Source organism: Paenactinomyces guangxiensis, assembly GCF_016055185.1.
GTDB classification, from domain to species: domain Bacteria; phylum Bacillota; class Bacilli; order Thermoactinomycetales; family Thermoactinomycetaceae; genus Paenactinomyces; species Paenactinomyces guangxiensis.
This window is the reverse complement of the sequence record NZ_JAECVR010000011.1, coordinates 39,081-60,530: the sequence shown is the minus strand read 5'-3', so window position 1 is coordinate 60,530 and position 21,450 is coordinate 39,081. Positions and strand designations below refer to the sequence as shown.

The following is a 21,450-nucleotide window of genomic DNA, read 5'->3' as shown; positions in this document are numbered from 1 at the left end:
TAAATGATACCGCGGGAAGAGAGGCGAATGGGATGAGCTCGACCTCGGCAATTGGTTGGAACCCAAAATTGATTGATCTTTCCAATCAGCGTACAGACAAACCGCGAATCAGCGGTTGTACCATGGTAATGGATAAAGGATTAGGATTAACTAACTTTCGGGATACCCTTGAACTGGCAGGGGAATATATCGATTTTATTAAGCTGGGATTTGGCACGGCCGGCTTAACCCCCGAAACAGTCCTCAAACAAAAAATAGCCCTGGCAAAGAAACATCAAGTACATCTTTATCCTGGCGGTACCTTTTTTGAGGTCGCACTGGCCCAGAGCTGTTTGGATATTTATTTCCATACCTTGAGAGAGCTTGAATTTGAATGGATCGAAATCTCTGACGGGACGGTAGATCTATCGCCCGCCACCCGTATTGAAGCGATTAAAAAGGCCAGAGAATGGGGGTTTCGAGTCATTACAGAGATTGGGAAAAAAGAGGAGGGCTCCGTAACATCCATTCCCCAACTTCTTTCCACCTATGAACAGGACTTAAGCGCCGGAGCCTTTTATGTAATTGTAGAGGGCAGAGAGACCGGGGAAAATATCGGGATCTTTAATCAGTACGGTGAAGTGAACCAGTCGTATGTCACTCAGGTAATGAAAACCGTAGGCCCCGAACGGATCATCTGGGAAGCCCCGCAAAAACAGCAACAGGTCTGGATTCTGGGAATATTGGGAGCTCAGGCTAATCTAGGCAATATTTCCCCGCAAGAGATCCTATCGGTTGAATCACTCAGGCGTGGGCTCCGCTCCGATACCTTTTACTGTTGGAAAGAGAAAAAATCGTTTTAAATCCGTCCCCTAAAAATAAGAGGTTTGTCTACTATTTTTCCTCTGTCCTTCATAAGGTGGTATTAAACATGTTGGACAGGGGATGCGATCATGAATCCCGATCTGCTGCTTGTTTCTCTAATCGTTATCGGACTGTTGGGACGGTCACCGTTGATCGCCACAGCAGCCAGTTTATTACTTATCTTAAAACTGATTCATCTTGATCGTTTTTTCCCGGCAGTTGAACGGCGCGGCTTAGAATTTGGACTTCTTTTCTTAACGATTGCAATCCTGGTGCCATTTGCTTCCGGAAGAGTTAATTATAAAGATGTGATGGCCATTTTTTCATCCGTCCCCGGAATACTTGCTCTTTTGGGCGGTGCCCTCGCTACCTACATGAACGGAAAAGGTCTGGATTTACTTAAAGTGGACCCCCAGATCATCGTGGGTCTGGTAATCGGTTCTATCTTTGGAACTCTTTTTTTGAGGGGGATTCCTGTCGGTCCGTTAATGGCGGCAGGAATTACCGCATTTTTATTAAAACTTTTTCAAATGTGGTGGGATTGAAAAAAGGTCACTCCGGGCGGGAGCAACCTTTTTTATTTATAATAGAGACAGAGATTTTGGGCGTATTTGAATGGATAAAGGAGTATTCCCCAGATTCTCGCCATCAGCATGAGCGACGAGAGGTGTATCTGATTGAATGGTGATCCGTTTTCCCCGATGCATACGAACACCCGGATGATTGACATGGCCTCCGTGATATACTGCCGGAAGAACCGATAAAAATTGCATATGAGTAACCTCTTTTACACAACAGACATCCAAAAAACCATCATCGTTGACCGCCTGGGGACATATGTTCATTCCCCCGCCGTAATAAGGAGTATTGGTGACTGCAATCAACCAAACTCCTTCATATTTATAACATTGCCCGTCTACTTGAAGAGAGACCCTGGTGGGACGAAACCCGGCTAAAACCTGAATAGCGCCAAAGAAATAAATGGACTTGCCCAACCATCGCTTCAAGGGGGAGCGGTTCACCGTTTCCGCTACCTTGGCGTCAAATCCAATCCCTGAAAAGCCAATCATCACCCGCCCATCGATGTCGGCAGTATCCACCCGGTGAATCCGGTGTTTAAGTATCCTTTCCAACGCCTGGTTTGGATCAGAGGGAATGCTTTGTGCTAACGCAAAATCATTTCCCGACCCGGCCGGAATATAACCCATTGGTGTCTCAGTTCCAACCAGCCCGTTACCCACTTCATGTAATGTTCCGTCTCCACCGACCGCAACCACTGCTTCCACATCCGCCCGTGCAGCACAGCGGGCAATTTCCGTCGCATGCCCCCGCCTCTCTGTAAATTTCACGCGATAGGGAATTTGTCGTCCGTCTAATATCCTCTGTACTTCAGCCCAAACTTTTCGACCCCGCCCATTTCCGGAAACTCTGTTTACGATAAATATCCGCACTTTGATTCCCCTTCATAAATAAACCTATCGCTCAGTGGAATTGATCACAGGCCGATAGGAATCTTCTGTCCAGGTCGCCTGTTCCTCCTTGAAGCGATCATATATCTTTTTCGTCATCCACATATAAAATCCTGGAACCAGGTTTCTCACCTTCATAAATAAGTTAAGTGTGGACGGGATCACTTTTATCCGGGGACGATCAATCAGTCTGACTGCATGTCGGGCAACAGTCTGTGCGTCAATCAGCTGGCGCGCAATCGGGGACGGAAAAAGACGGGCAGGATCTTCCCCTCCAAAAAACGGGGTGTAAACCGGCCCCGGACATAAAACCCCTACCTGAATTTTGGGGGAATACTCCAGCTTAAGCGATTCCGAAAAACCGATCAGTGCAAACTTGGAAGCAACATACCCGGGCAGATTGGGAATCCCGGTAAGTCCGGCAACTGAGGCGATATTGACAATCCGCCCCCCTCCTCCCTCCAGCATGTGGGGAAGAAGAGAGCGGGTCAGGCGAACGGCACCCAGATAATTAGTGTCAATCATCCCGATATAATCTTCAATCGATATATCCAAAATCCCCCCAAATCGGCCATACCCCGCATTATTTATCAGTACATCGACCCGGCCGAATTCGTTTATAATCTCGTCCACTAAGTTTTGCACCTGTTCCTGGTCAGTTACATCACAGGAGAAAATATCACACTGCCCAAGCTCCTTTTTTAATGAATGCAAGGAACACATGTTACGTGCCACGAGCAATGGAAAATCTCCTCTTTGTGCTAGCTGCCGGGCCAATTCCTTTCCAATTCCACTGGACGCGCCGGTTAACAGGACGATTCGTTTGTTCATACAGTTAATCTCCTCTTAGGACATAGGAACCTGTGGAATGATTCGTCCCTCAATCCGCTCGAAAATATCATCCAGATCTCTTCCGGTAATGGTTAACCCGTGATTTTTAAGGCCTACGACAGCCCGGGAAGGATTTTCCGCTTTTCTGATCTGTTCAGCCACCGCTTCCGCCAGCTGTACCGTCCCGCACGGGTAATTGATTTCCGTTGACGGAATGCCATCCATCCAGGCATGAATATGGACAATCGCCCCAACCTCGGGGTGTTCGTTATAAATCATCCAGTGTTCAATTGCGTCAACCGATGCCCGTTTTGGTTGTACATGGGGAGGAACACTGATTTCCATCGCCGGACCTTCATCATCAAACCCTTTTATTAATAAAATATCCCGTCCAATCTCCCTGAGGTTCGCTTTATTCACCCCACTGGCACTCATCCAAAATTGATTGTCGCGTTGACGGGCGCTCAAATTTCCGTAGCTCAGCCCTCCGATTCCATAAAGCCGCTGAATATGACGGTACTCTTTCGGTGAAAGCAACTCAGCGATAGGAAAAGGAGTAGGGAGCAGATTCATTTTATCCAGTTTTTTTCCCGCACGATAGATACTTTGTGTCACCTCATCTCCTTCCCATAAGCCCTCGGGCAGATCGGGAATAAAGGTATTGTCGATTACCAGCCGTGAAGTCACCAGAGGGCGCAAGCGTTCAATTACATATTTGAAGTAGCCGTCATCTTCCTCGTGAAGGGGAACGGAGTAACACCCTTGTTCCAGTGTTACAAAAAAAGTTTCTGCCTGGTCGGAAGAACGATCGATATAGATCATCATATTTCCGAGGGAACGGATCAGTATTGGGTATCCAGTGCGCAAGATACTTTGCGCCGGTTGATTATTTTCGGTAACTGTAACCACAAAAGTTCCCTTTCCTTTTCGGGGAAAGTGGTGAGGATTCACCGGATCAACAAAATTAAAAACCAGTTGGATATCCGGATTTGCTTCCGAATCCAATTGGTATCCGTTCGCTTCCATCTCACGCTGAATTCCCGAAGCAAACCGTTCTAACCCCGGGGTCCTTTGCAAATTCCCCACCATACAAAATGTAATCATCAGCGTTCATCCTTTCTAATTCTTGACAAGTTTATTTTTACCAATTCCAATGGATTTAATAATTTCCAGTTTAACTTGTTCAATATTGTGTCTTTATAAATTGCCCGCATCAGCAAGGGGGCTGAAAGGGAATGGCTGAGATGAATGGGGAATAATTTTTTCACCCCTGCACAAAATATGGCTGTAATACATTTCAAAATCAAATAAGTCAGGAGTTGAAGCTACATGACCATTGGAACAAAAATTCAGCAAACGGTTGCCAGTGCGGAAAGCGTTTCGGCTAACCTCAAAACCTTTGCGCTGGATACAAATGACCAGCAGGCAAAACAATTATACAACCAGCTTGCACAAAATATGGATTCTATTGTTCAGCAATTGAAAAATCGTGAACAGCAGGTCATGACCGAAGAACCTTCATATAAGCAACAGTAAATACCTCTCTCATGCCGAAGAACCTCTTTGATTTGAGGTTCTTCGGCTTTTCTAAGGATATTTGCTGCCTGTATTTTTCCCTTCCCCATTATCCACATAAAGGGAGCTGTCACGATCCGAGACCGCCGCATACATCACTTGATCAATATTGTCATACCCGTGCTTCTTTAACTCCTTCTCTAACCAGCCAACATCTTTTTCGATCAATTTGAGGTTATGGTATTGGATTTGTCCGTCAACTACGAGCGAAAGAGTTAATCCCCGATAGGGGATCTCTAATTTTAAGTCTTTGGGAGTCACCGGATACAGATTGTCCCAAGGCAAAACACTGATCGTACCCGTTGGTTCAAGGATGGCATACTGCACCATCCGGATATCCGCGTAACCTTTGGCCCGGATCACCGCTAAAAGTTCAGAAAGAGGAAATCGACTGCGGCGGAGGTTTTGTTTAACAATCTTTCCGTGCTTTACTAAAATGGTAGGCTCACTTAAAATGAACCGATTGGACCATTGATAAAGGGTTAACCTGGAATAAAGAATGTGGATCCCGACGACCAGAGCAATGGCTAAAAGGGCTTTTCCAAAACTGTCAACCAGAATGGGTTTCGTCGCTAAAGCTGCAATGATCACAATGGCCATCAAATCATGGGGGGTCACTTGCGCTAATGCGGACTTTCCCATCAGGCGCAATACCAGGATGGCAAACGTAAACAGGATGACAACTTTCAATATGTAAAGCACGATCTACTCCTGAATCTTCGCTCCCGCGTGCTAACCTTTTGACTTAAATACCAGTGCCGCTAAAAAGCCAAACACAATCGCTGCGGAAATCCCGGCACTGGTTACTTCAAAAATACCGGTAATAACCCCCACCAAACCGGATTTTTGAGCTTCCACCATTGCTCCGTGAACCAGCGCATTCCCAAAACTGGTAATTGGAACGGTAGCGCCTGCTCCGGCAAATTTGATTAAAGGTTCATAGAGCCCCAGTCCGTCCAGGATGGCTCCTGCCACAACCAGAGCGCTGGTCGTATGTGCCGGCGTCAGCTTAAATCCATCCATCATGATCTGACCGATCACGCAGATCAGGCCACCTACGACAAATGCCCAAACATAAATCATGATCCACCTTTCCCCCCCTCGGACTCGATCACTACAGCATGAGCAATACAGGGGATGCTTTCCTTTTGTTGGTAGCTGATGGGGGAAAGCAACGCTCCTGTTGCGACAATTAACACTTTGCGAAGTTCGCCCCTTTTCATCCGGTTTAATACGTGCCCGTAAGTGACACAGGCAGAACTGGCACATCCACTGGCTCCGGCTTGGACTGGCTGATCTTCCCGATAGATCATCATCCCGCAATCCCCAAACCGGTCCTCAGGAAGCTTTAACCCGTGTTTATCCAGCAAATCAGCTGCTATTTGATGTCCAATCCTTCCCAGGTCTCCGGTTAGAATCAGATCATATTCAGAGACGGAAATGTGCAAATCCCGGAAATGGGCCTCAATCGTATCAACAGCCGCAGGAGCCATGGCTGATCCCATATTAAACGGATCCTGAATCCCCATATCAACAACCCGCCCAATGGTCGCCGAAGAGACATAAATTCCGCTTTTCTCTGAAGAGATAACGGCTGCACCGGCACCGGTAACTGTCCACTGGGCCGTAGGAGGTTTCTGCGATCCATACTCGGTAGGATAGCGGTATTGCTTCTCAGCTGCGGCATTATGACTGGCGGTTGCAGCCAAAACCCGGTCGGCATTGCCACTGTCAACCAGAAGAGCTCCAAGCGCGAGACCTTCCATTGAGGAAGAACAGGCGCCAAAAATACCAAGATAAGGAACAGCTAACGTCCGGGCTGTAAAACTGCTGCTGATCACCTGATTCATCAGATCACCGGCCAGAAAAAACTGTATATCTTCTTTTTTCATTCCAGCTTTATCAATGGCCCGCTCACACGCCTGTTCCAATAGCTTTTTCTCCGCCTTCTCAAAACTGTCCTGACCCAGCCAGATGTCCCCGTGCAATAAATCAAAATCATCCGCCAAAGGGCCCTGCGCTTCAAATGGACCGCCAATCGCTGAAGAGGCAGCGATTGACGGCCGGTTCGAAAATATCCAAGTCTGTCCTTGAATCACCTAAAAACCTCCTAAAACCTGTTGAAAGATCACTTTAATGATACCGATTACAAAAGCGGAAACCACCCCGAAAACAATGACCGAACCCGCTAACTTAAACATGTGCCCTCCGACCCCGAGCACATATCCCTCTGAGCGGTGTTCAATGGCCGCAGAGGCTATCGCATTGGCAAAACCTGTAACCGGAATAATGGTTCCTGCGCCGGCTACCTGAGCGATATGGTCATAAACTCCTAACCCCGTCAGCAAAACGGACAAAAAGATTAATGTCGCAACCGTTGGGTCCCCTGCCGACTTTTCGTTAAAACCAAAAGTTTGGATATAAAATGCAGAAATGAATTGTCCAATCAGACAAATCGTTCCGCCAAATAAAAAAGCCATGATACAGTTTTTTACAATCGGCCGTTTCACTTCCCGCTGCTTGGCAAAATCCTGATACTCCTGCTGAACGGGTGTCACTTTTTTCTTCTTTTTACTGGACATACGATCACCTCTAAAGTTTATTTCAGCATAGGCCGTACGTCATAGATGATGGAATCCAGCTCTTTTACGCATTGTTCATACATTTGCTTTGCCTTCTGATCATCAGTATCCAGCGCAAAAGCTTTCAAATCTGCTTTCGCAGTTTCCAGCGTGTTGTATAACAGTCGCCGGGTCGTCGGCACAGGGGGCTGGATTGCATCATCAAACAAATCCACATACAGTTCTCCCATCGTGTCCACCTGTGCAACAAACACATTTTCCGCTGATATCCCGATTTTATCCAGTTCGGTACGGAGCCATCTGCGGTTCAAACCCAATGCATTTAATGATTCATCCATGATATTTCCATCCAGGATCACTGTTTGGATCCCTGTTTGTGGTGTGGTTTCCACTCCTACATCCCGGGGAGTGATCGGCAGTCGATTGGCTTTTAGAAGAGCATTGATTTCCCCGTTTGATTCCATCACGGCAAACTCAACATCAGCCAGGTTAAAGATTTGCTTGCTCCTCAACTGTTGCAACAGATCTTCCGGTGTATAGCGCATTTTTTTCAGTTGATCTTCCATAACCTTTCCGTGTTTGATCACGACTGCTTCACGGCCATGGATCAAATCCCTGACCCATTTGCTTTTTAAGGAAAGGTAGCTGAGACCCATTCCTGCAAGACCCCATGTCAACAGGGCGATAAATCCAAACACCGCATTTTCAACGATGTTTAATGATACAGCCGCTGCAATGACACCTAAGCTCACAGCGAAAACAATATCAAAATAGGTCATCCTTGAGGCTATTTTTCTTCCGAGCAAACGGGTGAGAAGAATCAGCAAAACAAGGAACCCAACCGAACGTAAAATGATTTGCAACCATTCCGGCACACTCTTCCCTCCTTCCCTCTAAAACCCTTTAAACTGCGGCTCTTCAAACTCAAGGGTCTGAAGCCGTTTCTCCAAACGCTCTAATACAACGTCTAATCTTTGCGCATTACGGCGAAAGGTTTTACGTGCCTGTTCATCCTGAGCGATTTGGCCATACATCTCCATGGTGGCTTTCGCTCCTTCCAGGCTGACCAATGTTTGCTTCACCTTTGAATACGTAGTCATTTTTTTCCTCCTCACAAGTAAATTTTGGTACTAAAACGCTTTTTTTATACACATTTTTTGGTAACATATTTGCAACTATTTATTGCTTTTTAGTTAGGTTTCCCAGGGAACAAGGCTGATCCGCAGCATGACAGGGGCAGTCCTAAAAAACAAAAAAGAAGGGATATAACCCTCAGATCTTATTTATTGGTTAATATTTAAGTTGACATGATCTTCACGTACATCAATAAACAGCTGGCCATCACTTTCAAGGGATGCATAAAATACATCCCTGATCGAACGGACAGGCTTTTGTTTTTGAATCTGTTCTAACAGCCATTTTCCTGACCGCCCGATTTTTCGCAGGTTTTCATAAATCACTTGCCCATCCACAACCAATTCCATCGGCACCTGGGCAGGCTGAGACGGTTTGAAAATATTTTTGGGAGTTGCTTGTTGATATTCCGGTTTCATCATCACGGAAATTGTCCCGTCATTTTCCAGAATGGCGAATTGCACCTGGGAAACGTCAAATACACTTTTCTTGCGAAGCAGCTGCATAACTTCACTCATGTTAAATCTTACTCTTTTCATATTCTCTTCCATGATTTTGCCGTCTTTAATAATAATCACCGGATCTCCCATTAATAACTTTCTACCCCGGCGGCTTTTTAATGAAAGGTAAGACATAAGCAAAGTTAGTGCTCCAAACAAAAGCAATCCGAAAAGATGGTAACCGGTATTTTGGTCAATATCGGTAGCCAGTGTTGCAGCGATGGACCCGAAGGTGATTCCATTGATATATTCAAAAAAAGTCATCTCAGCAATCTGCTGTTTACCCAGAAGAATGGTTAAAACCAGGATGGTGCCAAAGGCTAACACAGTTTGATAAAAGACCTCAAAATATTGATACAATCAGAATCCCTCCCGATTATTTTCAACTCTTTTTAGTATTGCCAGAGAGAGATTTTACATAAGGGGACTTTAATCATATCCGTTGCAGACCGGGAGTCCATGAAGATCAAAACCTATTATTATACAAGTCTTTTCAAGCGATCCAGCAATCCATATAAAAAATTTTTATAAAAGAAAGATTGATAGGACTTTTAGCATATTTAATTGAAATATTATTTATCCAATATTTTTATATTAAAGAGGAGGTTATTTATGAAAAAACTTATTTCCACCGGTCTCACAGCTGTTTTGACTATCAGTTTGCTAGTTTCCGGAATGGGCACTGCCGCCGCAGCAGGAGCCGGCAAGGAAATCTACACTGTTAATTTTAAAGGAAACACGTTGCCAAGCCATGTTCAAAAAATCATTCAAGATACAGGCGGTTCTTTAGTTAAGTCTGACGCTGAGCTGGCTTATGTGCAGGCGGTCTCAAACGATCCGCAATTTTTAAGGAATATCCGCAAAAATCCTTCGGTCGAAGATGCCGGACGCACCCTGAAGGTAGTTCAAGAAGCAGCGGTTGAAAAGGCAGCCCTGGAAGCAGATGATGCGCACCCGATTTATGACCAGTACCAATGGGATATCAAGCAAGTAACACAAGAGGGAGCCAGTTACCAGCTTCCAAAGGGAAAAGGAACCAGGGATGTAGTGGTTGCGGTAATTGATACAGGAATCGACCTGGAACACCCTGACCTGAAGGCCAACATTGTTGATGCCAAATCATTTGTACCGGGCGAAAATGCCCAGGATTATGACGGACATGGCAGTCACGTTGCCGGTTCCATTGCCGGGAACGGAAAAGCTCTGGGAATCGGTCCCGAGCTTGGCATTGCCGCACTTAAAGTTTTTCCGAAAGATGGTGGGGGAGCCTCTACCGCCAGTATCGCAGAGGCACTCAAATATGCAGCGGATCAAGATTACGATGTGGTTAATATGAGCCTGGGCAGTTATGCCTATTTACAGGACCCCGCCTATGATACCAATGATATTCGAGCAGATATCAATCTGTTTAAAAAGGCGATTGCCTACGCTCACAAAAAAGGAGTCACTATTGTCGGTTCTGCCGGAAATGCTTCTGCGGACATCTCCAGTCCTGGTAAATTAAGCCGTTATCTCTTTGATGAAAATGGTGCCACTCACCGTGATCCCGCCAGCAACTTACTGATCCGTGTCTCTGCCGGAAGCAAAGGCAAAACACTTACTTTCTACTCCAATTACGGAGTTGGAAAAATTGATGTCATGGCGCCCGGCGGGGATCTCGGTCCCAATTATGACCCCGTAAATAAAACGGGCCGGGATAATGCCTATCTCTGCTATAGCACCGTCCCTGTGGTGGATAGCAACTATCAAATTATTGGTCACGGCTATGCCGGGTATGCAGGCACCTCTATGGCCGCCCCCAAAGTGGCCGGGATCGCTGGTGTGATCATTGCAAAACACGGGAAAAACAAATTGAGTCCTGCTCAAGTAAAATCGATTATTCAGCAGTCTGCGGAAGATATCTATAAAAACGGGTATGATGCTGAGTCCGGATTCGGTTTGGCAAATGCCTTGAACGCTTTACAATACAGGTAATCTTCTGACAAAGTCCCAAAAAAGGCTCTGCAAATACTGTTTGCAGAGCCTTTTTTGGGCTTTTCGGTTTGTTGGAATTTTACTCTTTTTTCCCCTCAGATATACTTTTTGTCATTTGCTGCCAGACGGTTCCGCTCGCCTCCTCTCCGCGCTCAATCCTCTCCAGGGCAATCTGTGCCTGCATTTTGACTTCAAACTCCGGATCGTCAACCGCTTCCTTTAGTGCGGGAATGGCTGTTTCATCTCCCACTTCAAACAAGAAACGGGCAGCCCGCCAGCGGACAAGTTTATTTTTATCTTTTAACGCTTCACACATGGCCGGGATCGCATCTGGATCACCCATGTCTGACAGGCAGTCACCGGCAGTGCGGCGGACAATGGCGGAAGGGTCTTTCAGGGCACGGTAAAGATAGGGAAGAACCTCTTTCTTCTCGATTATGCCCAGATAAACCACAGCCAGTCGGCGGATCGCCGGTTTGGAGTCGTTCAAGGCTTTATCCAGTACAGCAATTGATTCCAATGCAGGTTCAAACTGTTCCAGTGCGGCATATCTCTTTTCCCACTCGGGGCTCTCAAAAGCTTGTAAGACCTCTTCCGCGGAGATCTCCTCTTTTTTCGTTTGATCCGTTTTTTCCGGGGTCAGCGCGCGTTCCACCAGACGATGGAGACGTGTTTCATCATAGGCGGCTGAAATTTCTTCTGCAACTTGTTGGCCCACTTCCTCAACATCTCCGTAACGCGGGGTTTGTTCTTCCCATTTCCGTTCAAATACGAGATTGGTCGTAGCCTTTTGCGCTTTCATCACCGCTTCCTTGAATCGGTCCGGCAAGCCGACACGCACCTCTTCTCCGTCTTTTACAAGTTTAATTTGCATGGGAATCCCTTTCAGTTTTTGTATATAGACAGAGACCTCCCCAAATGAATCTGCCGGCTTTTTCTGTTCCTCCGTCACAGAATCCCCTTTATGCTTCCGGTTGGCTTCTCCCAGCACTTTTCTTGCTTGGGATAAGACAGTTTGCCAATCTGCTTTTGGATGACGTTCCAGTGAAATAAAATCAAGCACTTGAAAAACGCTTTTCACACCGTCGACAGACAGTAAGGTTCTGATATGCTCCGGAGCCTGCTCTTTTTGGTTTTGCGAGAAATTATAACTGGTACCGGCTGGCAATGACTCATCCACATTTAGTTTCATCACATTGGGACTTGGGGTTGGTTCAATCGACACAATTTTCATCAGCACTGCTCCTTCCGTTTAAAAATGAAATACAGCAAAACCTCTGAGCCAATATCTGCTGCAGAGGTTTTGTCAAATGAACCATTAAGCCCGGGAAACGTATTCACCGGAACGTGTATCAATAATGAGGCGGTCTCCTACATTGATAAAGAGTGGTACCTGTACAACAAAGCCGGTAGATAGTTTTGCCGGCTTGCTGCCACCGGTAGCCGTATCGCCACGGATGCCCGGATCGGTTTCCACTACCTCCAGCTCTACGGTATTCGGCAATTGGATTCCGATGGTTTCCCCTTTATAAATGACGATTTGCACATTCATATTCTCCTGCAAAAAGTTCAGTTCGTACTCCAGGCGGTCGGCCGGCAATGTAATCTGGTCATACGTTTCATTATCCATAAACGTGTAGTCCCCGCCGCTCTCATACAGGTATTGCATTTGACGGGTTTCTACCATTGCCTTTGGCACTTTTTCCCCGGCGCGGAACGTGCGCTCCTGAATATTTCCATTTCGCAGGTTACGCAATTTGGAACGGACAAATGCTGCGCCTTTTCCCGGCTTTACATGCTGAAATTCCATTACTTGCCATACATCGTTATCCAACTCAATCGTTAACCCGGTCCGAAAATCGTTTACACTAATCATCATTTTGCCTCCAAGTATTTAATCAATCATGATAAGTTCTTTGTTCGCATGGGTAAGCACTTCACAGCCCGATTCGGTAATGAGGACATCATCCTCGATCCGCACACCACCCAATTCCGGAAGGTAAATGCCAGGTTCAACAGTGACTACCATCCCAGGAGCCAGCACGGTATTACCATGAATCGAAAGGCGCGGGGCTTCATGTACTTCCAGGCCGAGTCCGTGGCCGGTTCCGTGACCGAAGGAGTCGCCGTAACCATGCTTGGTGATGTAGTCCCGTGCCACACCATCAGCCTCCCTGCCGGTGATGCCGGGACGAATCTGGGCAATGCAGCATTTTTGCGCCTCTAAAACAACATCATAAATCTCTTTTTGCTTCTCGTTCGGCTGACCCAGCATGATCGTCCTGGTGATGTCAGAAGCATATCCTTGATAGTAGGCACCAAAGTCCATCGTGACCAGGTCACCCTTTTCCAGCACTTTGTCACTGGCAGTTCCGTGGGGCAACGCAGAACGTAACCCGGATGCTACAATGATGTCAAACGAGGAGGAGGAAGCTCCCATCTCACGCATAAGAATCTCCAGACGCAAGGCGACATCCTTTTCCTTCATACCCGGTTTAATCTCCTGAATGATTTGATAAAACGCGCGGTCGGCAATCAAGGCGGCGTCACGGATCACAGAGAGCTCCTCTTCATCTTTGATCATGCGGAGTTCTTCCACAATATCGCTCACAGGATCGGTAGCGATGCCGTTTAAAAATCCTTCCAACTGCTGATGCTGGGAAAAAGTCAAGTGATCTTGTTCAAAAGCCAGCGATTTGACCCCCAGTTGCCTGCATTGTTCGGCAACTGTTTCCAGAATCGGTCCTTTATGTTGCACCAAGGTCATATGTGGTGCCTGTTCTTTTACTTGTGTCAAATAACGAAAATCGGTAATAAGGATCGCCTCTGTCGCGGTAATCAAAGCCACACCGGAAGAGCCGGTAAATCCAGTTACGTAGCGGCGGTTGACCGGGTGGCTCACCAGGAAAGCACCTATATCCGACTCTTCCATGCGTCTTCGCAATCGATGAATCCGCTGTTCCATCTCATTCACCCCTTATGATCATCTGCGCTGCCCTGCACCCATGCAGAGATGGCGGCAAGCGCAAGTTCGTAACTGAGTGTTCCAAAACCAACGATCTGGCCTCGACAAACAGGAGCTGTCACAGATGTGTGGCGAAATGATTCACGGGAATGAACATTGGATAAGTGCACTTCTACAACAGGAATATCAACGGAAGCGATTCCATCCCGCAAAGCATAACTATAATGTGTAAAAGCTCCGGGGTTTAAAATTATGTAGTCAAACTCTCCTTCAGCCTGATGGATGAAATCGATCAGTTCCCCCTCGATATTGCTCTGGGCACACTGAACTTCTATCCCCCATTCTCTTCCTTTAGAAACTAACCGTTCATTTAGCTTTTCCAATGTCATCTGCCCGTAAATATCCGTCTCCCTTTTTCCCAGGCGATTCAAATTGGGACCATGAAGGACAAGCACCTTTATCACCCTGCCACCCCCTCATTTCTCTCGTCATTGTATCATAAATAATCAGGGGAGAAACGTTTGTCAGCAGTGGCATTTTAATATTTTCCCATGAGAATCATTTTTTGTCCATCGTTTGATTGCGACACCATACCGCAGACCTCCGCTCTATGTTACAATAAAGACACTTAACAAATGTTTTAAGTGTAGAAAACCTTTAAAGGTGGTGCAAATGGTAAGTGGCTGACAAACCCATCCCATATGGCGGCCAGGCTGTCATCGAAGGCGTGATGTTCGGCGGCCGTTACACACAAGTCACAGCAATTCGACGCAAAGATGGCCAGATTGAAACATATGAAGTTATAAAAAAAAGCCCTTCCTCTTTATCCTTCTTCAAAAAAATTCCTTTCATCCGCGGCATTATTTCTCTGATTGAAGCCAGTGCTTCGGGGGCAAAACATCTGCAATTTGCCTCGGAAAAATACGACCTGGATACTGAAGAGGATGGGGAAGACATCCAAGATGGAAGTGTGCCGTCTGCCACTGATCCACAAGAAGGAACCAAAGATTCCAAACTCGTGATGATATTGGGTGTGGCCCTTGTTGGAGTATTATCCTTACTTGTGGGAAAAGTCATCTTTACCGCCTTGCCGGCTTTTCTTGCCAGCGTGTTATTTGATCGCTTTATACAAAACCTGATTGTCCAGAACCTCATTGAAGGAGCAATCAAAACGGCGTTGCTGCTTGCCTATTTATGGATCATTTCACAAACTCCCATGATCAAACGTGTTTTTCAGTATCATGGTGCAGAGCATAAAGTGATTAGCACATATGAACAAGGGGAAGAATTAACAGTAAAGAATGTGCAAAAACAATCAACTCTTCATTATCGCTGTGGCAGCAGTTTTATCATTCTGTCCATCATTGTCGGCGTGATCCTGTACTCTTTCTTCACCTACGATAACGTATGGGACCGCATCCTGATACGCCTGCTTCTGATTCCTGTGGTGATTGGGGTTTCTTATGAGTTACTCCGGATCACCAATGCCGTCAGAGATATTCCGGTGCTCACTTATCTGGGCTATCCCGGACTGTGGCTGCAAAAGTTAACCACCAAAGAACCTATGGATGATCAGGTTGAAGTGGCGATCGCCGCATTCACCCGGATGCGCGAACTGGATGCAGAAGTTGCAGCAGAAATTGATCCCCGGCATACGAGATTGGTTCATTCAAGCCTGACATCTTAAAGAATCCGCTCCTTTTTAAGGAAGGTGATGGTTGATGTACACTTCAACCGCAGCAAAACGATGGCACTACCTCATACTGGCTCTGGTTGCTGTCGGCTTCTTCACCGAGCTGATTCGCTCCCCTTTCTCAATTATTGTTCCCTTGCTGATCATCGGAACCATTTACTATCTGTACAAATTTCCTCCCCGCTGGCTGTTGCAGATCACCTCTTCATCACGTCCGGTGGTAAGAAGAACAAATCATCTGAGCAAAGGGAAGCCCGAAACAAAGAAACGAAGGCGATTCCGAGTCATCAATGGCAACAAGAAAGAAATGCTATAGACGGATATCGCTGTAAGTTGAAAAACCCGGCTAACCATATGAAAGAGTCGCCGGGTTTTTTCCTGGAACTGTGTATCAAAAGGGGATGGGCAGGAGTTTATCTCCCTGATACAGGTTGTGTTGATGAAAGTGTGTATCATAAATAAAACAGTTTTCTTCATGAAAACGGGACGACCGATTGATCCGGACGGATGAGACAGACCTGTACCGGTCCTCTCACCTCTGCCAGCAGATACGGATAAACCACTACCTGAGGATACATTCTTCCCGGCAGAGGAAATTTCTCTTCAACAAAAACAGCTGTTTCTTTCCGACCCGTTTCCACTTTTACCAGTTCAAGCCGATAACCCGGATTCGGCCTGCTGCCCAGAGAGATCATCAGATACGAATATTTGTTACGTCGATATTCCGAGACACCTCTTACTGTTTTTCGCTCGTGAACCCATTCGGTAACTGACAATGGCAGTTTTTTTTGTTCCTTCAAAGAGATGATGCGAAACTTCGGTTCAAAAGACCTTTGTCTTTGGGATGACACTTCTTATCCCCCCAATTCTTTAGAGCCCCGGATGTTGTACGAAATATTTGTCCTCTTCCCTCTTGCCGCCAAATAATCATCAAAAGTCCATTTGTCGAAGAATTCGTCCGCTGCCTTTACACCGGATTGGAACAGCTGTTTCCTCTTTTCCAACGAGATCGAAAAATCAGTTAATTTAACATCCAAGGTGGGAACCCGGATGGTTCTAACCTGGTCTTGTTCCGTAATATCGCGGTTATCGTGTGCATCCATCATTGTATACAGAATGGATAAAAACATGCTTAAAGGACCGTGAATCTGATGAACCTGTTGCTCGCTTCTTGAAATAAACCGAAAGCCAAAAGTTGGCCATCTGGGGTTCTCCTGATCAAACAGCCAGACAGGAAAATTGCTCAAAACTCCTCCGTCAACAATATAAGAGAGGGTTTTGCTCGGTCTGTGGATGATTTTAACCGGGTCAAAGAAAAAAGGAATACTGCAGCTCATCCTGACCACGCGGGCCACCGGCAATTGTTCCGGGTTATAGCCATATCCTTCAAGGTCATAGGGCAACACCAACAATTGCCCTCTGGAAATGTCAGAAGCGATAATACGGAGTTCCACATCCCCTTTTAAGTCGGCAAACGTACGAACTCCTTTGGCCTGGAGCAATCCCTCGATCCATCGTTCCAGGGGAAGTCCCGAGTACATTCCTTTTTTAATCCACAGCCGGATGGCGGGTCCCAGATAAGGAAATTTGTCATACCATGCTGGGACAATAAAATCCAAAAAGTTTTGTTGAATCAACATCTCATACATCTCTTTCGCTGTATAGCCTGCTGCCAGAAGAGCTGCAATGATGGAACCCGCCGAACTCCCGGCTACTTTCTTCCAGCGGTATCCCTTCTCCTCCGCCACACAAAGAGCGCCAACCAGGCCTATCCCTTTTACCCCGCCACCTTCAAACACCGCATCAGCCCACATCTTCCCGCCTCCTGTTTCACCTTTCGGCTATTGTTAATAAATGTATGCACAGAACAATAAAAAAACCCGTGGAAACGAGTCCAAGGGTTACGGTGAGCTAACGTCGTTCACTTCTTCTTCCTCTTCTTTCAGTGACTGCAGGTACTTGGGTAACTCCGGATTTTGCTCCAGATATTGAACCAGGTTTTCGATACAAGTGATAGAATCCCAGCTTAAATGATGCTCGATCCCTTCAACATCCTGGTAAACAAGTTCCTCGCTCACTCCGATCAGCCGCAAAAACTGTTCCAGCAGATGATGGCGATCAACCAGTCTCTTCCCTATCTTTTTCCCTTTGGGAGTTAAAACTAAACCGCGATACTTTTCATACACCAAATATTTACTCTGATCCAGTTTCTGCACCATCTTGGTGACAGAGGAGGGGTGTACTTCCAATGCTTCCGCAATATCAGACACTCTGGCGTATCCTTTTTGTTCAATCAGCTTATAGATATTTTCCAAATAATCTTCCATACTTGGCGTCGGCATGAAAGAGCCCCCTAGCTAGGAATAGTTTCAAAATTAATTCTATTCTATCATAAACCGCAAATAAATTCACAAATGTCCCCACCCGTCATTTATAACTCACTTGAGAATGGAAGAGGCGGATGGTGTTAACCAGGTTTTTACCGAGATCTTCCAAACGCTTCTGTATTTTTTCATCCTTCAAGGTACCATCCGGTTTAAAGGCCATGTAGGATTGCGGTACAGAGGGCATAGAGGGTAACGGCCATGCATGTAAGGTACGGCAAATAATATTCATGGTGTTCAGCGTATTGGTCGCCCCGAGAGCTCCCCCTGCAGTCCCTGCCAGAGCGACAACCTTTCCTTCCAGTTCACGGGCACCTATGAAGTCAAGCGCGTTTTTTAAAACGCCCGAAATACTTCCATGGTACTCAGGAGAGGCAAAAATAAAACCATCTGCTTCCATCATTTTTTCTTTAAACAATCGGACAGTTTCCGGGTATGTAGACTCATCGGCACGGCCATCGTAGATGGGAAGAGGATATTTGCGCAGATCGAAAACCTCCACTTCAGCACCCGCTTCATTTGCCGCTCTGGCAATGATCGCCACCGTTTTGTGAGTTGTTGATTCTTGGCTCAGACTGCCTGCAATCGCAACAATCTTCATGAATGACACTCCTATCCTGTAATTCTTTTCTGAAAATGTGTATCCGGGGAGGGAAAGACGGATTTCCGCCTCCCCAAAAGTTATATCGTCCTTCATCCCAGGTTGGTGACGGGCAGTAATCAAGGTGTCCGGTATGAACATGCCCACAGGAAAAACTGCCTTTCTCAGGAAATAAGAAGCAAATACCCTGCCAAAATTCCTGACTTAGAGTTATCTTTTTGCACGTAACAGTATACAAGATTTATCCTTTGATTTCTACCAAAAAGAAACACTCCGGACGGAAAGTTAATTGGAATGAGAAGCCAGGCGTATATAATCGACAAACAGGACGCCTGCTTGCAATAAAAATATAACCGAAGCATTGCGGGCATTAGCAGGGGGCGGAGGAACAATCGTAAAATAAGGGAACCACTTCAATTCCCGCGCTTGCGGCGGCAAAATAAGCAAGGGAGTGGAACGGATGATCTCCTGGTTTCGATCCAGATAGGCAACAGCGGCAAACAGGCGGGCTTGCGATCCTTGTGGAGTAACATTTAACACCCGAAAATACAGATAATAGGAACATTCCTGTTCAAACGGGCCTGGGACAGTTTGTTTTAACACACTTCTTTCATTTGTACCCGCTTTTCCCATCAATACAGCAAAATCATTCCCATAGACAGGGTTTGGAAGCCGGTTGATATTGCTTCCCGTCCATGGAACCAAACCCCGGCTGAACCCTCCGTTTACCAGCAGATTTCTATTTGAACAAGGCATAAATCTCCCCCTCTTACCTTCTTCCACTATCTATCGGTATATTATTCTTCGTTAAAAACAAATGTACCATTTTTTGGTAATATGGGAGATTGCTGCCGTTTCATAGACTTCCATTTCACTTGTCGCATATAATAAAAGCATACAACGAAATACAGGCAAGTTTGCAAAGAAGGGAGGATTGGGTGCATAACCTGATCCTCCCTTCTTCTGCTTACTCTGCTCTAATAAAAGGGGAAAGTGCTAACATGACAAAGAATCAGATCATTTACATTCAGGGTGAGGAGCTGACTTATGATCAATTTTCTGCTGTTGTTTATGACAAAGCACCCATCCAACTGACGCAAACCGCAATCGAAAAAATTCATTCCTCGCGGCAATTTGTTAAACAGCTCATCGACGAAGAAAAAACAGTTTATGGTGTCACCACCGGCTTTGGCAAATTTAGCGATGTTGTGATTCCCCCTGAACAGGCCTATGAACTGCAGCTCAATCTGATTAAAAGCCATGCGTGCGGAGTCGGGGAGCCTCTGACAGAGCCAGTCGTACGCGGTATGATGCTTTTGCGAATCAATGCTCTGGCAAAGGGTTACTCTGGCATCAGACTTTCAACCTTACAAACGATGATTGAGATGTTAAACCAGGAGATCCATCCGATCATTCCTTCGCAGGGTTCACTGGGAGCGAGCGGAGACCTGGCCCCTCTTTCCCATATGTGTTTACCCTTGCTCGGGATCGGTGATGTGATTCATCGCGGAAACAGAAAGCCAGCACAACAGGCATTACGGGAGATCGGGGCAGAACCTGTTCGTTTGGAAGCCAAAGAAGGGTTAGCACTGATCAACGGAACACAGATGATGTGCAGCTTATCAGCCCTTTCTGCCATCGCGGCACAAAATCTGTTGCTGGCTGCCGATATCATTTCTGCAATGACCGTAGAAGCGTTGGAAGGAATTACTCACGCTTATCATCCGATCCTGCACCAGGTACGCGGTCAGCGCGGGCAAATGATTACGGCCGGAAATATGTTGTCATTACTTGAGGGCAGCGGGTATGTGACCCGGCCGGGTGAAAAACGTGTCCAGGATCCTTACAGCCTGCGGTGTATCCCACAGGTCCACGGCGCTTCTAAAGACGCCTTTACTTATGTCGCAGAAGTGGTAGAAAAAGAAATGAACGCGGCAACAGATAACCCCCTCATTTTTACGGAAATGAGTGAAGTCATATCCGGAGGAAATTTTCACGGCCAACCTCTTGCTCTGGCCTGTGATTTTTTAACGATCGCCATGTCTGAAATCGCTAACATCTCCGAACGGCGGACAGAACGACTCGTAAATCCGCAGCTAAGCGGTTTGCCCGCCTTTTTAACCCGGCATGGTGGCCTCCACTCCGGTTATATGATTCTGCAATATGTTGCCGCTTCGCTGGTTTCCGAAAACAAAACACTCTCTCACCCCGCTTCGGTGGACTCCATCCCTTCCTCTGCCAACCAGGAGGATCATGTCAGCATGGGATCAATCAGTGCAAAAAAATGTTGGAATATATTGGAAAATGTAAGCAAAGTGTTGGCGATCGAGTATCTTTGCGCTGCACAGGCACTGGAGTTTGGCAGAAAAACATTTGGCAACGGCACCAAAGTGGCCTATGATCTGTTGCGTCAATACCTCCCGCCTCTTGATCGTGACCGCGAAGGCCATCAGGATATTGATATAGCGAGTAAACTGATTCAAAACGGAGCACTGGTTTCTGTTGTGAGGGAAAAAGTGGATTTAATGATCTAAAGATAAAAAAAGGAGTATCAGACCTATAAATGTAATTATTATATTAAAAGTGGGAAATGTGTTTAGGAGGAGTACCGATGCCACGTCTTACTGCCCAAGAAATTCACAACAAAGAGTTTAAACGCTCTATGCGCGGTTACGACATCAATGAGGTTAACGAATTTCTCGACCAAATCATTCTCGATTACACCGAATTTGAGAACAGCCCGCAAAATCTTGGCTTAAATAATGAAAACACTGATAAATTAAGCCAATTGGAACATCTGTTAGAGCAGCTGATTGCAGACGTCCAACAGCTCCGTGAAGAAAATCGCCTTCTCCGTGAGCAACTAAATCCGGACCCTTACCGGCCTCAAAAATATTAT

26 protein-coding genes and 1 pseudogene are annotated in these 21,450 nt (G+C 46.2%); 8 read left to right on the top strand and 19 right to left on the bottom strand.

The window, feature by feature from the left end; genetic code table 11:
• Positions 1-32 precede the first annotated feature (32 nt).
• A complete protein-coding gene (comA, locus tag I8U27_RS11530) occupies positions 33-842 on the top strand; it encodes a phosphosulfolactate synthase (protein ID WP_181752217.1) in 810 nt (269 codons plus the stop codon).
• A gap of 90 nt (positions 843-932) precedes the next feature.
• Positions 933-1,388, top strand: coding sequence for a DUF441 domain-containing protein (locus I8U27_RS11525; RefSeq protein WP_220185959.1), 456 nt, complete (start codon positions 933-935; stop codon positions 1,386-1,388).
• Between the two features lie 36 nt (positions 1,389-1,424).
• On the opposite strand, the gene I8U27_RS11520 is transcribed toward I8U27_RS11525, so the two are convergent.
• Genes I8U27_RS11520 through I8U27_RS11510 form a run of 3 tightly spaced genes read right to left on the bottom strand, consistent with a single transcriptional unit; the run spans position 1,425 to position 4,247 of the window.
• A complete protein-coding gene (locus tag I8U27_RS11520; RefSeq protein WP_181752216.1) occupies positions 1,425-2,294 on the bottom strand; it encodes a diacylglycerol/lipid kinase family protein in 870 nt (289 codons plus the stop codon).
• 24 nt (positions 2,295-2,318) lie between these two features.
• Entirely contained in the window at positions 2,319-3,143 is an 825-nt protein-coding gene (locus I8U27_RS11515; RefSeq protein WP_181752215.1) for an SDR family NAD(P)-dependent oxidoreductase, read from the bottom strand.
• Positions 3,144-3,158: 15 nt separating this feature from the next.
• Complete coding sequence (locus I8U27_RS11510) at positions 3,159-4,247, bottom strand: class II aldolase/adducin family protein (RefSeq protein ID WP_181752214.1); 1,089 nt, start codon at positions 4,245-4,247, stop codon at positions 3,159-3,161.
• 225 nt (positions 4,248-4,472) lie between these two features.
• On the opposite strand from I8U27_RS11510, the gene I8U27_RS11505 reads away from it, so the two are divergent.
• Complete coding sequence (locus tag I8U27_RS11505) at positions 4,473-4,679, top strand: DUF1657 domain-containing protein (RefSeq protein ID WP_181752213.1); 207 nt, start codon at positions 4,473-4,475, stop codon at positions 4,677-4,679.
• Positions 4,680-4,730: 51 nt separating this feature from the next.
• Here I8U27_RS11505 and I8U27_RS11500 read toward each other — a convergent pair whose 3' ends face one another.
• The 7 genes from I8U27_RS11500 to I8U27_RS11470 all read right to left on the bottom strand — a co-directional run bounded on the left by I8U27_RS11500 (position 4,731) and on the right by I8U27_RS11470 (position 9,294).
• Positions 4,731-5,420, bottom strand: a complete 690-nt coding sequence (locus tag I8U27_RS11500; RefSeq protein WP_181752212.1) for a DUF421 domain-containing protein — start codon at positions 5,418-5,420, stop codon at positions 4,731-4,733.
• Between the two features lie 30 nt (positions 5,421-5,450).
• Positions 5,451-5,801: a stage V sporulation protein AE gene (gene spoVAE, locus I8U27_RS11495; protein WP_181752211.1), complete on the bottom strand. Its 351-nt coding sequence runs from the start codon at positions 5,799-5,801 to the stop codon at positions 5,451-5,453.
• Complete coding sequence (gene spoVAD, locus I8U27_RS11490) at positions 5,798-6,817, bottom strand: stage V sporulation protein AD (RefSeq protein ID WP_181752210.1); 1,020 nt, start codon at positions 6,815-6,817, stop codon at positions 5,798-5,800. Before spoVAD ends, spoVAE begins: the two co-directional genes overlap by 4 nt.
• Positions 6,818-7,300, bottom strand: coding sequence for a stage V sporulation protein AC (gene spoVAC, locus I8U27_RS11485; protein ID WP_181752209.1), 483 nt, complete (start codon positions 7,298-7,300; stop codon positions 6,818-6,820).
• Positions 7,301-7,317: 17 nt separating this feature from the next.
• Positions 7,318-8,175: a DUF421 domain-containing protein gene (locus I8U27_RS11480; protein WP_181752208.1), complete on the bottom strand. Its 858-nt coding sequence runs from the start codon at positions 8,173-8,175 to the stop codon at positions 7,318-7,320.
• Positions 8,176-8,193: 18 nt separating this feature from the next.
• The gene (locus I8U27_RS11475) at positions 8,194-8,400 is read right to left on the bottom strand and encodes a DUF1657 domain-containing protein (protein WP_181752207.1); all 207 of its coding nucleotides are present in this window, start codon (positions 8,398-8,400) and stop codon (positions 8,194-8,196) included.
• Positions 8,401-8,583: 183 nt separating this feature from the next.
• Complete coding sequence (locus I8U27_RS11470; RefSeq protein ID WP_181752206.1) at positions 8,584-9,294, bottom strand: DUF421 domain-containing protein; 711 nt, start codon at positions 9,292-9,294, stop codon at positions 8,584-8,586.
• A gap of 252 nt (positions 9,295-9,546) precedes the next feature.
• On the opposite strand from I8U27_RS11470, the gene I8U27_RS11465 reads away from it, so the two are divergent.
• Positions 9,547-10,908 carry a S8 family peptidase gene (locus tag I8U27_RS11465; protein WP_181752205.1) on the top strand — a complete coding sequence of 454 codons (1,362 nt, stop codon included), beginning with the start codon at positions 9,547-9,549 and terminating at the stop codon, positions 10,906-10,908.
• 79 nt (positions 10,909-10,987) lie between these two features.
• On the opposite strand, the gene I8U27_RS11460 is transcribed toward I8U27_RS11465, so the two are convergent.
• The 4 genes from I8U27_RS11460 to aroQ all read right to left on the bottom strand — a co-directional run bounded on the left by I8U27_RS11460 (position 10,988) and on the right by aroQ (position 14,337).
• Positions 10,988-12,142 (bottom strand): conserved virulence factor C family protein, encoded by a 1,155-nt coding sequence (locus I8U27_RS11460; RefSeq protein ID WP_181752204.1) that lies wholly within the window; start codon positions 12,140-12,142, stop codon positions 10,988-10,990.
• Positions 12,143-12,226: 84 nt separating this feature from the next.
• Entirely contained in the window at positions 12,227-12,784 is a 558-nt protein-coding gene (efp, locus tag I8U27_RS11455) for an elongation factor P (RefSeq protein WP_181752203.1), read from the bottom strand.
• 18 nt (positions 12,785-12,802) lie between these two features.
• The gene (locus I8U27_RS11450) at positions 12,803-13,873 is read right to left on the bottom strand and encodes a M24 family metallopeptidase (protein WP_181752202.1); all 1,071 of its coding nucleotides are present in this window, start codon (positions 13,871-13,873) and stop codon (positions 12,803-12,805) included.
• Positions 13,874-13,878: 5 nt separating this feature from the next.
• Positions 13,879-14,337 carry a type II 3-dehydroquinate dehydratase gene (gene aroQ, locus I8U27_RS11445; protein WP_181752201.1) on the bottom strand — a complete coding sequence of 153 codons (459 nt, stop codon included), beginning with the start codon at positions 14,335-14,337 and terminating at the stop codon, positions 13,879-13,881.
• Between the two features lie 266 nt (positions 14,338-14,603).
• Between aroQ and I8U27_RS11440 the strand changes: the two genes are divergently transcribed.
• Entirely contained in the window at positions 14,604-15,560 is a 957-nt protein-coding gene (locus tag I8U27_RS11440) for a DUF1385 domain-containing protein (RefSeq protein WP_181752284.1), read from the top strand.
• Between the two features lie 34 nt (positions 15,561-15,594).
• Positions 15,595-15,882, top strand: a complete 288-nt coding sequence (locus I8U27_RS11435) for a hypothetical protein (protein ID WP_181752200.1) — start codon at positions 15,595-15,597, stop codon at positions 15,880-15,882.
• A gap of 157 nt (positions 15,883-16,039) precedes the next feature.
• Here I8U27_RS11435 and I8U27_RS21150 read toward each other — a convergent pair whose 3' ends face one another.
• The 5 genes from I8U27_RS21150 to I8U27_RS11410 form a co-directional block, all read right to left on the bottom strand.
• Complete coding sequence (locus I8U27_RS21150) at positions 16,040-16,417, bottom strand: protease complex subunit PrcB family protein (protein WP_181752199.1); 378 nt, start codon at positions 16,415-16,417, stop codon at positions 16,040-16,042.
• 3 nt (positions 16,418-16,420) lie between these two features.
• Complete coding sequence (locus I8U27_RS11425; protein ID WP_181752198.1) at positions 16,421-17,380, bottom strand: patatin-like phospholipase family protein; 960 nt, start codon at positions 17,378-17,380, stop codon at positions 16,421-16,423.
• Positions 17,381-17,467: 87 nt separating this feature from the next.
• The gene (mntR, locus tag I8U27_RS11420; RefSeq protein WP_181752197.1) at positions 17,468-17,908 is read right to left on the bottom strand and encodes a transcriptional regulator MntR; all 441 of its coding nucleotides are present in this window, start codon (positions 17,906-17,908) and stop codon (positions 17,468-17,470) included.
• A gap of 85 nt (positions 17,909-17,993) precedes the next feature.
• Positions 17,994-18,551: an NADPH-dependent FMN reductase gene (locus I8U27_RS11415; RefSeq protein WP_181752196.1), complete on the bottom strand. Its 558-nt coding sequence runs from the start codon at positions 18,549-18,551 to the stop codon at positions 17,994-17,996.
• 285 nt (positions 18,552-18,836) lie between these two features.
• The gene (locus I8U27_RS11410; protein WP_181752195.1) at positions 18,837-19,307 is read right to left on the bottom strand and encodes a hypothetical protein; all 471 of its coding nucleotides are present in this window, start codon (positions 19,305-19,307) and stop codon (positions 18,837-18,839) included.
• A 245-nt stretch (positions 19,308-19,552) separates the two neighbouring features.
• Between I8U27_RS11410 and hutH the strand changes: the two genes are divergently transcribed.
• Both hutH and I8U27_RS21360 read left to right on the top strand, forming a co-directional pair.
• Positions 19,553-21,085, top strand: a complete 1,533-nt coding sequence (hutH, locus tag I8U27_RS11405) for a histidine ammonia-lyase (RefSeq protein ID WP_181752194.1) — start codon at positions 19,553-19,555, stop codon at positions 21,083-21,085.
• A 77-nt stretch (positions 21,086-21,162) separates the two neighbouring features.
• A pseudogene (locus I8U27_RS21360) lies at positions 21,163-21,273 on the top strand (DivIVA domain-containing protein); the annotation flags it as partial.
• Between the last annotated feature and the right edge of the window lie 177 nt (positions 21,274-21,450).